Genomic DNA, 13,000 nt, shown 5'->3' on the forward strand with positions numbered 1-13,000 from the left:
AGAAACGGGCGGCCATCCGCCCGTTTTGCATTTTCGCGATTGCGAATACTATCGGTTACAATTCGCGTTTGACCCGTCATCTTAAGCTGCCCAGAATTGATGCCAGCCCCCGGCCCTATTTCAGTCTCCGATCAATCCAAGCCACCTGCTATCGATAGAGCTGGCTCGTCACGTTTGCCCATATCAAGCACATGGTTGGGATTGCGATCCAGCCATGGCCTGATCCGCTTGCCCGCCATGTTGATCGCGTTGATACCATTGATACCGCTGGGCGTAGTTCTGGCAGCCTGGGCACAACCGCCCACTGAAGTATGGACCCATCTCGTCGACACCTTGTTATGGGAATTGGTGGGCAATACCGCCTGGTTGGCCATCGGCGTTGGCACCGGCACCTTGTTGCTGGGAGTCGGCCTGGCTTGGCTAACCGCCATCTACCAGTTTCCTGGTCAACGATTCTTCCGTTGGGCATTGATGTTGCCATTGGCCATGCCGGCATATGTAACCGCTTTCGCCGTCATCGGCCTGATGGAGTTCACCGGGCCGATTCAAACGTTGTTACGCGAATGGTTTGGTACCAGTGCATGGTTCCCTCGCATTCGATCGCGAGGTGGCGTGATTCTGGTCATGAGCTTTGCACTGTATCCCTATGTCTATCTGCTGGCGCTGAATGCGTTTCAAAGCCAGGGACGTCGGGCCTTGGAGGCCGCACAATCCCTGGGGTTATCCAGGGCGCGCGGATTCATCCGTGTTGCACTCCCGATGGCTCGTCCCTGGATCATCGGCGGTGCCATGCTGGCCATGATGGAGACCCTGGCTGATTTTGGTACCGTCTCCATCTTCAACTACGACACCTTCACCACCGCCATCTACAAGGCATGGTTCCAGATGTTCTCACTACCAGCAGCCACCCAACTGGCATCGCTACTGGTCGTGGTAGTACTGGCAATGGCCGTGGCCGAACAACGCACCCGTGGGGACAAGCGCTATACGCAAGCTGGCCGTAGTAACCAACAACATCGTATCAACCTGAACGGCTGGCAGGCCTGGGGAGCCATGTTGATATGTGGGTTGGTTCTGGTACTGGCCTTCATCATTCCTGCAGCCCAGTTGATCTATTGGGCAGCGGGTATTGCCGCACAGGATCTGGACGAGCGCTATGTCGATTTCGTCCTGCATTCCATCCTCCTCGCTGGCTTTGCTGCCATATTGGTGGCCGTCTGTGCCTTGGTATTGGCCTATACTCAGCGGCGCCTGAAAGGCCACACCAGCCACTGGATTGCAAGATTGGCCACCTTGGGTTATGCCATCCCCGGGTCGGTTCTGGCAGTCGGTATCTTCGTCCCGATCGCCTGGCTGGATAACTTGCTGATCGATTACTGTCGAAACTGGCTACCTGCTGGAACCCATCAGATTCTCAATGGCACCCTGACCGTCGTCCTACTGGCCTATCTAGCCCGTTTCATGGCGGTGGGGGCCAGCCCAGTAGAATCCGCCATGCACCGTATTACCCTCAGCCAGGACGAAGCCGCCCGAAGCCTGGGATTGGGTGGACTATCACTGATCCGCCGCATCCACTTGCCACAACTGCGTGCAGGCTTGTTATCCGCCATGTTGTTGGTGTTTGTAGATGTAATGAAGGAAATGCCAATTACGTTGATGACCCGCCCCTTCGGTTGGGACACCCTCGCCATTCGTGTCTTTGAGATGACCAGCGAAGGTGAATGGCAACGCGCGGCCCTGCCCGCCATCGCGTTGGTGCTGGTTGGTCTATTACCGGTTTTGCTGTTGATGCAGCAAAGTGAACAACAACCTATACCCCCCCACGCCTGACCATGTCGCTTCTCTCACTCAAGCAAATCGCCCATGCCTATAGCCACCGCCGCATTATTGATGGACTGAGTCTGGAGTTGGCCAAGGGCGAAATCGGCTGCCTGCTTGGCCCTTCCGGCTGCGGTAAAACCACCGTCCTGCGTTGCATTGCGGGTTTCGAACAGATCGGAGCCGGTGAAATTGAGCTGAATGACCAAACCGTTGCCAGCCCAAACCAATCCTTACCACCACAGCATCGCCGCATTGGTATGGTTTTTCAGGACTATGCCCTTTTTCCGCATTTGACAGTTGCGGGCAACGTTGGCTTTGGCCTTCATAGGATGGACAAAAACAATCAGGCACAGCGAGTAATCGAACTACTGGAAATTGTTGGTCTGAGTAGCTTGTCACAAGCCTACCCCCACCAACTATCGGGCGGCCAGCAGCAGCGTGTCGCCCTGGCCCGTGCCTTGGCCCCTCGTCCAGAGCTGATCTTGATGGACGAGCCCTTTTCCAATCTGGATGTAGAGCTGCGCAAAAAACTATCTGAAGAAATACGCCAGATCTTGAAAGACCAAGGCATGACGGCCATCCTGGTCACCCATGACCAAAGCGAAGCCTTCGCCATGGCCGACCAGATCGGCATCATGCAACATGGCCGCATCGAGCAATGGGATACGCCCTATAACCTCTATCACCGCCCTGCCAGCCGATTCGTAGCGGACTTCATTGGCGAAGGCGTCTTCCTCCCCGGCCGGGTGCTACGCCATGACCTACTGGAGATTGAATTGGGCGAAATTCGTGGTGAAATGCCGGAGACTTGCTGCTTGGGCTGCACTGCAGACGTACTGGTCAGACCTGATGATATCCTGCATGACGACGCCAGCCCAGTAAAAGCCAAAGTCATCAACAAAGCCTTCCGAGGGGCCGAATTCCTCTATACCTTGGAATTGGAAAGCGGTGATCAAGTCCTGTCGCTCGTCCCCAGCCATCATAACCACGCCATGGGCGAATGGATTGGTATCAGGCTGGAGATTGACCATGTGATTGCGTTTCAGCGTTAAACGGAAAGACGAAAAATTTCCTTTAATTTAGATATTTGTTAATTAGCCGGTGCAGGCTGTGGAGGTTTTGTATCTAAACTACTTAGAGGTATCATATTCTTCGCCAACTCTTTAAGTGCTTCAATGAACTGTTGATCTGTAGAAACAGGCTGGTGAACAATTTTTCCCACATCCATATTAATCAAGGCAGCCACAACAACCCCACCTATTAAACCACCAGCAGCACCGACTCCTGCGGCTTGTCCATAGCTTACTCCGCTGCCATTAGAAACACTATTAGCGGTAACACCGCCAACGGCACCTCCCAAAGCACCACCAAGCGCGAATGCAACGGTACTGACACCTTGTGACTCAGGACGAGAGACTAAAGAAGCAGAGTTACAGGTCGCGCCCTCAGGCATGGTTTTTTTTATGCCATCTTGAGTGGATATATATGTGTAAATATGCGGCGATCCTTTGACGTCTTTTGGCACCCAAATTCCACCATCATAAATTCTTGGCATGAATGGTGTAGAAGGGTTCTTAGCCCACTCTTCCGGGAAGAAGTAAATTCCACCAGATGGAGCACGGTAGTAAGTACCGTCGGCATCTTCATATTCTGATATGTAGGGCCCCTTTTGAACCCTAGTTACCCATTTATATTTCAGCAACCCTTTAAATTCATACGTTTCTAGTTGATTTGGATTTTGTATGCATGTGATCACATCAGGTCGCTTCAAACTGTCTGGAGTGACTATGGTAGCGCACCCCCCAAGCAGAAAAAGTGCAAAGAATGTTATAAACACTGGGCTGCGCCTAAATAAGACCTCTGAAAAAACAATCATATAAACTCTTATAACGAAGAAAATTGGGAAGTGAATCAGGGACATTGGTATTCTAAGATACCTTTGTTGGAATCAAAATGTGAAAAATAACGCCATCAAACCTCCGGCCCAAACAACATTTCCTTCAACAACTTCAACCGATCCCGCATCTCTGCCGCTTTTTCAAACTCCAGATTCTTCGCTGCATCCAACATCTCTTTTTCAACCCGCTTGATCTCTTTGGCCAGTTCCTTCTCATTCAGGTGATGGTAGCCAGCCTGTTTCTGGGCGGCTTTGAGCTTGGCTGTGGCTTCTTCTGGGTTATAGACGCCGTCGATGATGTCCTTGATGCGCTTATGAACACTTTTCGGCACGATGCCATTGGCTTCGTTAAAGGCAATCTGCTTGGCACGGCGGCGCTCAGTTTCATCAATGGCACGACGCATGGAGTTGGTGATCTTGTCGGCATAAAGGATTGCCGTACCATGCAAGTGGCGGGCAGCACGGCCGATGGTCTGGATCAGGCTGCGTTCGCTACGCAGGAAGCCTTCCTTGTCGGCATCCAGAATGGCCACCAATGAGACCTCTGGAATATCCAGGCCTTCTCGTAACAGGTTGATACCCACTAGCACGTCAAACTCGCCCAGCCGCAAGTCTCGGATAATTTCAACGCGCTCGACGGTGTCAATATCTGAGTGCAGATAGCGTACTTTGACACCATGTTCATTCAGGTAGTCTGTCAGGTCTTCCGACATCCGCTTGGTCAAGGTAGTGACCAGTACCCGTTCCCCGACTTTAACGCGGGCATTGATTTCCGACAGCAAATCATCCACCTGCGTACCAACCGGCCGGATATAAATGATCGGGTCGACCAGGCCGGTGGGACGCACCACCTGCTCTGCCACATGGCTTTGATGGGTTGCTTCGTAGTCTGCGGGCGTTGCCGACACGAAAACGGTCTGCGGCATCAGCGTTTCAAACTCTTCAAACTTGAGTGGCCGGTTATCCATCGCTGAGGGTAAGCGGAAGCCATAATCCACCAGATTTTGCTTACGTGCCCGGTCACCACGGTACATCCCCCCCACTTGTGGAACAGTGACGTGTGACTCGTCGATGATCATGATGGTGTTGCGCGGCAGGTAGTCGATCAGCGTTGGGGGGGGCTCACCGAAGCCCCGTCCGGAAAAATGCCGGGAGTAGTTTTCAATCCCTTTGCAGAAGCCCATTTCATTAAGCATTTCCAGATCGAAGCGGGTACGTTGTTCCAGTCGTTGCGCCTCTACCAACTTATCCTCGCGACGATAGTATTCCAGTCGTTCTGCCAGTTCAGTCTTGATGGTTTCGATGGCACGCAGCACCGTAGCACGCGGTGTGACATAGTGGCTGGAAGGGAATACCGTAAAGCGCCCGACACGTTGCTTGACGTGACCGGTCAACGGATCGAACAGCGCCAGTGATTCGATCTCGTCATCGAATAACGAAATACGCAAGGCCAGTTCTGCGTTCTCTGCCGGGAAAATATCGATGACATCACCCCGCACCCGGAATACGCCTCGCTTGAACTCCAGTTCGTTCCGTTCGTATTGCATGGTAATGAGGCGGGTGATGATGTCCCGCTGCGGACGCTTTTCGCCTTCACTCAGGTGCAGAATCATCGCATGGTAATCCACCGGATCACCGATGCCGTAAATGGCGGAAACGGTGGCCACGATGATGCAGTCAGGCCGCTCTAGTAGCGCTTTGGTGGCCGACAAACGCATCTGCTCGATATGCTCGTTGATCTGCGAATCCTTTTCGATGAACAGATCGCGGCTGGGCACGTAAGCTTCTGGCTGGTAATAGTCGTAATACGAGACAAAATATTCCACCGCATTTTCCGGAAAAAACTCACGGAATTCGGCATACAACTGTGCCGCCAATGTTTTGTTGGGCGCCATCACAATGGCCGGGCGACCGGTACGGGCAATCACATTGGCCATGGTGTAGGTCTTGCCAGAGCCCGTTACACCCAGCAGGGTCTGGTACATCAGACCATCATTGATGCCCTCTACCAGCTCGTTAATGGCCGTTGGTTGATCACCAGCAGGTGGAAAAGGTTGATGCAGTCGGTACGGGCTATCGGGAAAAGTCACAACCACGGCACATTATCCTTAACAAGATTCGCAACATCTGGCTGGAACTGACCCAAACGCCAGCCAGTCAACCGTCAACTGATCAACAAGTACAACGGTTGCTCCACACAGCCTCAATGTGGTGCCCATCCGGGTCGATTACAAAAGCTGCAAAATAGTCATCACCATAATCCAAACGTAAGCCTGGTGAACCATTGTCAATACCGCCATGCAGCAATGCGACGGCATGAAACTGCACGACGGCTGCTGGTGACGGTGCGGCAAAAGCCAGATGAAACCCATCTCCTGGCGCTTTGGCATTCGCACCACGCAGCTTCAAACAGAACAGGTCTCCACCACCTGACAAGCCATAGCCAATGGCATCATCGTCGGTCCATACCCGCTGGTAACCCAAGGCAGACAGCACAGCATCATAAAATGTCGTGGCACGGACCAAATCAGCCACGCCGAATGAAAGGTGATGTAGCATGTTCGCCAGTCAAAAGGTTGTAAATATTAACAGTCTACCATGCAAAGAGAAAAGTACCGTGGTACCAATCATCAACGAGACCACCTCGTCACAAAACCTGGCCAACTCCCTTCTGAACCCAGCTGACAGCACCAGTATTGCAAATACGATAGGCGATCAATACCTTCAGCCGGCCCATTGGCATGATCGTAGAGAACCAAGTCAGTGCACATTGACCTGCTCGGCAACTGGCAGTTTGACCACAAAGCTGGCACCATGTCCCAGCTTGCTATCGCAGTAAACCTCACCACGCATCATCTCGGTCAGGCGTTTCACAATCGACAAACCCAGGCCAATAGATTGTTCATCACCCGTTGGCTTGGCCGATAGCCGCGCAAACTTCTGGAATAGTCGAGGCATTTCGTGTGCTGCAATACCGGGACCTTGATCCTGAACTTCCAGCCGCATCCACTGCACATCACGTCGAGCGCGAATCTGCACCGTAGTCTGTGTTGGCGAATATTTGATGGCATTTGACAATAGGTTGTCAATAATCTGTGTGAAGGCAAGCTGGTCGACATACACACTCAAGCCCTCCTCCACCTGTACATTGATGGCAATGGCTTTTGCCTCGGCTTCTGCAGCATAAAGGTCGGCCACATGACTCACCAGTGGGCGGACAGGCAAGCTCTCCATCAATAGATGATAAGTGTCGGATTCCAGCGAGTTGATATCGAGCAGGTTGGTAATCAGATGCGACATCTTGCCGGCAATGCTTTGAATACCGCTGAGCTTTTCCAATACCTTCTCTTTTGGATAACGATCGAGATTTTCAATGGTGTGCTGGGCCAACCCCTTGATGCCATTGATCGGGCTTTGCAGATCATGGGCTGCGATACCCATGAATTCGTTCTTCTCGCGGTTCAGGTACTCCAACTGATAATTTTTATCAGACAGTGACTGATTCGCGTGTTCCAGCGCGGCAGTACGCTCTTTCACCAGATCTTCCAGGCGGGTGCGGTGATTGGCGACCGCATCAGCCATCTCATCAAACTCTTTGGCAAGTTGGCCAATTTCGTCATTACGGTCGGAATGGGTTTTCACCTCAGCATCACCCCGTGCCAGCGCCCGAATGGCAATCAACAACCCTTGGAGCGGGTTGGTCACCTGTTCACGCAACACCCAACCGACCAGAATCACTTCAATCAGCAACGCCATCAGGCCAAACACAATGACAATACTGGCCGACTCCATGGCCTTTTGCTGAATCAGCGCTTTCGGGAAGACGGTGACAAACAACCAATCTGCACCCTTGATAGACGATACCGATAGCCAGTATTTACCATCCGCACTTTCCACGAACGGGTTGCGCACCGTTGCTTGTAAGGCAGCACGATAGAAGTCGACCAACTGATTGTCTTTGCTGGCACCAATGTTGTATTTGCCGTTGACCTTTTCAATCTCCCGCATCTTATCCGGATGGGCAATCAGCATACCGGTACGGCTGACGATCATGTTGTAGGTGCCAGGCACACTGATGCGATTGGCACGCTCGATCAATTGATCGATCAGCACATCTTGCCCTGCCCCCCCTACATATTTACCCTGAACATCGATCGGGGTCACGACCGATACCATCCATTGTTTGGCGGGTGCGTCAAAATACACCCCAGTCCAGAAAGTCTTGCGCTCGGGATTGGCCTTGGGTGTCGCCCCCACTTCAGTTTCCAGATCCTCCTCGAACACTTCAACCGATCCACCCCGTGCATAGTTGGTGTCCGGAAGGAACATCACGGTGGCGTCCGACACATTGAGGTCCAGAAATGCATCGTAGAACTGATTGCGGAACGCCGGCCCCAGCTCGCTGGCCACATCGTAAGCGATCAATACCTTGCGCTTGAATTCATTGGTAAGCCTGACACGCGGCAAGACTGCCACAGTCGCCTTGTGTTCGAAGTCGTCCTTCTCCACACGCACTCGCCACAAGCCATCGGCATCCTGCTTCATCAGTTCGTGAAAACGCTTGTCCACGTCTTCATCGTTAGGCAGTTGAAAGCGGCGTACGAACTCGTCCCGCATCAACTTGGTATTGGCCTGGGCGTTCAGAAAAGGTTGGCTTTCCAACTCACTGCGAGCGGTGACATATTTTTCAAGATAAGTCAGTGCTTCGCGCTGGTAACTCAAATAGGTATAGGTATAACTGATGGCGGTGATCACGGCGGTGACCAAACCAATGCGCAGCGCCATCTGACGCATGGCCCGTGCGGACAGCGACTGAATCTTTTTTTGGCGAAGCATGGAGTGTTCCGGGAAGCGAAGTGGCGCTAGTGTGTCATAACTGATGCGGGTTTCCGAGAGGTGTACGGTCTTTTTTGGCAATCCATCCAGATGTCATCAAATGACTGAGCTAACTCACCAGCTGAAACCAACCCGTGGATACCACCGTTGATTACTCGTCTGACGCCGTATATTCCTGTCGGCCATAGCCTGCAATCCCCATGGCAGACCGGACCAGCGCATAGGATACCCAAGGAAGAATTCGCCGCCACCAGGGTACTTGTCGAATCACAGCCAGTTCGATCTGTGCCGAAGATTCCGCCAGTGATTGCATCAGGTCATGACGCAGTTCAGCCGCAAAACGGGAATCGCGCACCACCACATTGGCCTCCCGAGCCATCAATAGACTGAATGGATCAATATTGCTGGAGCCGACAGTGGCCCAGACACCGTCCACCACTGCCACCTTGGCATGCATGAAGCTGCGACGGTACTCCCAGATCTCGATCCCGTTGTCGAGAAAGCTACGATAAAGAGTACGTGTGGCGTAATGCAACAACAGGTATTCGACCCGCCCCTGTAGTAATACCACGACCCGGACACCACGGCGAGCAGCAGCAAACAGTGCACGGCGAAATGCGATACCCGGCAGGAAATAGGCATTGGCAATGACGATTTCACGTCGAGCCCGTTGAACGGCCTGCAGATAGCTCTGCTCAATGGCACGCCGGTGTCGCAGGTTGTCGCGCACGACCAATGCAGCTTCCATATCCCCCGCAATCATGGTTTCTGCCGGGTAACTTGGCACGATCAGCCAAGGCTGTTTGAATTGTGCCCAGCACACCTGCCACCACATGTGACGGACCGCATCATGGATCGATACCAATAACGGCCCCTGCACTCGCACTGCGTAGTCGTAACGAGGTGGTACCTGGTGGGGTGTATTGCGGTCGTCAATGATGTTGATGCCACCAACAAAGGCAACTCGCGCATCGATCACGGCGATCTTGCGATGCAGGCGGCGCAAGCGGCGCCGCTGCAATGCCCAGCGGGACAGTTCTGGTCGGAAAAACAATAGCTTGATACCGGCATCCAACATCCGTGCCTGCCAATCAGCTGGAAAATCGCGGGCACCGAAACCATCCAGCAGCAACTGGACCTGAACGCCGCGTCGGGCAGCCGAAATCAACGCCTCTGCCACAGGCAAGCCACTGTCATCCAGTTCAAAAATATAGGTTTCAAGATGAATGGAGTAACGGGCCGCAGCCATCTCCTGCAATAACACAGGGAAGTAGCCATCGCCGTTTTTCAGAAGCTCGATGCGATTACCGTTGTAGTAGCGCTCCATCGCCCCAGTCTATACGCGGCGCATGGTTGCCGACAACGGCGCATGGTCTGAAATGCGTGACCAGGGCTTGCCAGCATGTACCTGCGCATGTTCAATCGTGAATCCACGATAATAGATGCGATCCAGCGTCAGCACCGGCATGCGACTGGGAAAACTGCGTGCCGGCATGCCGTGCAAAGTCTCGAAGGCTTCGCGCAAATGTAGCGCTTCGGTCAACTGATCAGAGGCTTGTTGTCGCCAATCATTAAAATCGCCAGCAATGATCAATGGGGCGTGCTCAGGTACCATTTTGGCGATTCGTTCACGAAGTACCCGGATCTGTTTCTTACGATCATGCCCCAACAAATTCAGGTGTACGCAGATGGCATGGACTGTTTGCGGCCAGCAGGGCACTTCGATTTCGCAGTGCAGCAGACCACGTTTTTCGAACGGGTTGACTGAAACATCCTGATTTTCAAATTTGACAATCGGGAACCGACTGAGAATGGCATTGCCATGGTGGCCATCATCGTAAATCGCATTCTGGCCATAGGCCACACGATGCGACAATGAATCGGCAAGAAACTCGTGCTGTGGTGCACGAGGCCAGGCGACAAAGCGTTTGGCCTGCTGATCATGTGCCCCCTGCACCTCTTGCAGGAAGATGATGTCGGAGTGCAACTGTTTCAGGTGCAGCGACAGATCATGCACCGTCAACCGACGATTGAACTGTGACATGCCTTTATGGATGTTGTAGGTGGCAATACGTAATACAGCCACGGCAATCCTTTCACACCATCAGACCAAGCCGCTCCGGCAATTGACGGATAGCTGCGGCATTACTCCAGGAAAACACCTTGTCAGCAGCTTGATCCCATGGCAACCACATGAAACCGACATGCTCCCTGGGTGCCACCCTTGGGGTCAAGGTATCCGGTAACAACAGACCGAAAACATGCTCAGTATTGTGGGTGGTACCTGGCTGGTAGCGATGCCGCCAACGTTCATAGATTTCATACTCATTTTGATACTGCCAATCCGTCAACTCGAACTGTGTGGCATCAAACCCAGTTTCTTCGCCCACTTCCCGAACTGCGGTTTCAATCAGTTGCTCATCGCCTTCACGACTACCTGTCACCGACTGCCACGCCCCCTCATAATCGGCGCGCTCCAGCAATAGCACCCGGGCATCTGCTGTGTGAATCACAATCAATGTGGAAATGGGTTGCTTATAAGGCATCAGTGTGACAGTCCGAGGTCAGTATTCTTGAAATTGTAGCAAATACACTCACGCCATGATCCGGACCAAGCCCCTTGTATTAACGATCCCGCTTGGTCCGCTGTTGTACTGGCGCCTCGCATTTGCCATCACGTACACATTCCATCTGCTTTGTCCAGAATGATTTGTTGTCATTGCCACTGGCACGCTTGGGCTGTTCAACCGGTCGTGGAGGGGGTGCGGGAGCTGCCTCTGGATCGCGATCCGGGGTAGAGGCATGCTGTGGCAGTGTGCTGGATGTTTCCCCGCGGCCAGTTCTGAGTTCCTTGGGTGGCTTTTTAGTAACCTTGGTCGCACGCTCTGCGTCGGTCATCGGTCTGTCAGACTTCAACTGGGTGCCAGCGACCGCAGCCCCACCTGCCGCAGCAGCAAGCGGATCGGCTGCGGACAAGGCAGGATCGACCTCGACAGGTGGAACTGGTTCAGGCTCGGCCGCGGGAGGCGGCGTAACCAGCGTTGCTGCGCCGCCTTGTTTCCAGTTGGCTTGTGGGTTCATTGTGGCCGGTTGTGTACCAGATACCTGTGGTGTAGGTGTCGGTGGTTCGACTGGCTGCAGATGAGTACTCAGCCATAAACCAACCCCGACCGCCACCAACCCGCATACCACCAGTACCCCACCCCAAATAGCCCATGGCTTGTTGACCCCTGCCCGATGGTTTTTTCCCGAAGCCGCTGCGGGTGTCGGTGTTGTACGGGGCGTCTGCGTGTCCACCACGTTGTGGGTATGCGCTGCCAGCTCCTCTGCATCGCGTTCACGTAAGCCGTGCCGCAATGCTTCCAGCATGGCTTCCGCCGATTGGAAGCGCTGATCCGGATCCTTGGCCAAGCAGATCATGGTGAGATCGCTCAACCAGATTGGAATTTCCGGACAGATGGCCGCTGGGGCGGTCGGCGTCTCGAACAGAATCTTGTAAACAATGCTGGCAACGTTGTCGGCATTGAACGGTTCAGTTCCGGTCAACAGCTCGTACAGCACCACACCGCAAGAAAAAATGTCGGAACGACCGTCGACCCGCTTTGCCGATACCTGTTCAGGTGACATATAGCGCGGCGAACCCAGTGGGGTACCGGTTTGGGTCAGATCGCTGGTCGGCATCTGAGCTATGCCGAAATCGGTAATCTTCAGCATGCCAGTGCTGGTGAACATCAAATTGCCTGGCTTGATGTCACGGTGGACGATGTCGTTCTGATGCGCATAGGCCAAGCCTTTCAACAATTGGCGCAAAATCTTCAGCACTTTGTCGATTGGCATCTTCTTCCCCCCGTCCTGCATATCTGCCAGGGAGGGGCCATCCACAAACTCCATGGCGATGTAGGGTAGATCGTTAACCCGTTCGCATTCGTAGATGGTAATGATGTTGGGGTGATTCAACCGGGCAGCCGAACGCGCCTCCTGTTGCAGACGGGCAGCAAATTGCTCGCGCAAGGTTGGCTCAAGGTTGATGCTCATGACTTTCAGCGCAACGGGTCGGTCAAGGCGCGTGTCAATCGCCTTATATACGACGCCCATTGCGCCTTGGCCTATCTTGCTGATGATCTGATAGTGGTCAAACGAATGCATTGTGTAGAGCGCTTTTTTAGCGCCACAGTTCTCGTGCCGAGGGAAGTTGCCCTATACCTTATCTAGTGTATCCGATTTCTGCTGAATGGCTATGAAACAGCAAGTGCGAAACAGTGCGGACGGCCGTTTTACGCCGAACAACGTGCAATGCTTGCGATTAGAGTAGTCATTCAGTATCGTGCCGATCCACTTTCGATCTTCCGTATTTATGTTGTTTTGAAATTGGTTCATATCCCGAACCAAACTCATTGCATTGTGCACTCCTGATCATGGACCGGCGACACGACGCTATACCATCGC

Annotated in this window: 10 protein-coding genes; 2 read left to right on the forward strand and 8 right to left on the reverse strand. The window is 53.2% G+C overall.

The genetic code is table 11. The annotated features are described in order from the left end of the window. The first annotated feature begins 237 nt into the window (after window positions 1-237). Together FFS57_RS07930 and FFS57_RS07935 are read left to right on the forward strand one after the other, a co-directional pair. Window positions 238-1,830, forward strand: a complete 1,593-nt coding sequence (locus FFS57_RS07930; RefSeq protein WP_137937274.1) for an ABC transporter permease — start codon at window positions 238-240, stop codon at window positions 1,828-1,830. Between the two features lie 2 nt (window positions 1,831-1,832). After that, window positions 1,833-2,873: an ABC transporter ATP-binding protein gene (locus FFS57_RS07935; protein WP_137937237.1), complete on the forward strand. Its 1,041-nt coding sequence runs from the start codon at window positions 1,833-1,835 to the stop codon at window positions 2,871-2,873. 38 nt (window positions 2,874-2,911) lie between these two features. Here the strand turns inward: FFS57_RS07935 and FFS57_RS07940 are convergent, their stop codons facing one another. From FFS57_RS07940 to FFS57_RS07975, 8 genes are all read right to left on the reverse strand, one after another. Further along, window positions 2,912-3,742: a hypothetical protein gene (locus FFS57_RS07940; protein ID WP_137937238.1), complete on the reverse strand. Its 831-nt coding sequence runs from the start codon at window positions 3,740-3,742 to the stop codon at window positions 2,912-2,914. Window positions 3,743-3,792: 50 nt separating this feature from the next. Continuing rightward, window positions 3,793-5,814, reverse strand: a complete 2,022-nt coding sequence (gene uvrB / locus FFS57_RS07945; protein WP_137937239.1) for an excinuclease ABC subunit UvrB — start codon at window positions 5,812-5,814, stop codon at window positions 3,793-3,795. A gap of 76 nt (window positions 5,815-5,890) precedes the next feature. Further along, window positions 5,891-6,277 (reverse strand): VOC family protein, encoded by a 387-nt coding sequence (locus FFS57_RS07950; RefSeq protein WP_137937240.1) that lies wholly within the window; start codon window positions 6,275-6,277, stop codon window positions 5,891-5,893. A gap of 201 nt (window positions 6,278-6,478) precedes the next feature. Continuing rightward, window positions 6,479-8,554, reverse strand: coding sequence for a sensor histidine kinase (locus FFS57_RS07955; RefSeq protein ID WP_137937241.1), 2,076 nt, complete (start codon window positions 8,552-8,554; stop codon window positions 6,479-6,481). Window positions 8,555-8,705: 151 nt separating this feature from the next. After that, window positions 8,706-9,881 carry a cardiolipin synthase ClsB gene (gene clsB / locus FFS57_RS07960; protein ID WP_137937242.1) on the reverse strand — a complete coding sequence of 392 codons (1,176 nt, stop codon included), beginning with the start codon at window positions 9,879-9,881 and terminating at the stop codon, window positions 8,706-8,708. A gap of 9 nt (window positions 9,882-9,890) precedes the next feature. Then, window positions 9,891-10,640: an endonuclease/exonuclease/phosphatase family protein gene (locus FFS57_RS07965; RefSeq protein WP_137937243.1), complete on the reverse strand. Its 750-nt coding sequence runs from the start codon at window positions 10,638-10,640 to the stop codon at window positions 9,891-9,893. A 10-nt stretch (window positions 10,641-10,650) separates the two neighbouring features. After that, on the reverse strand, window positions 10,651-11,100 hold the full coding sequence (nudB, locus tag FFS57_RS07970) for a dihydroneopterin triphosphate diphosphatase (protein WP_137937244.1): 450 nt from the start codon (window positions 11,098-11,100) through the stop codon (window positions 10,651-10,653). A 79-nt stretch (window positions 11,101-11,179) separates the two neighbouring features. Then, complete coding sequence (locus FFS57_RS07975) at window positions 11,180-12,700, reverse strand: serine/threonine-protein kinase (protein ID WP_137937245.1); 1,521 nt, start codon at window positions 12,698-12,700, stop codon at window positions 11,180-11,182. Between the last annotated feature and the right edge of the window lie 300 nt (window positions 12,701-13,000).

The sequence above is a fragment of the Chitinivorax sp. B genome (genome assembly GCF_005503445.1).
GTDB lineage: Bacteria > Pseudomonadota > Gammaproteobacteria > Burkholderiales > SCOH01 > Chitinivorax.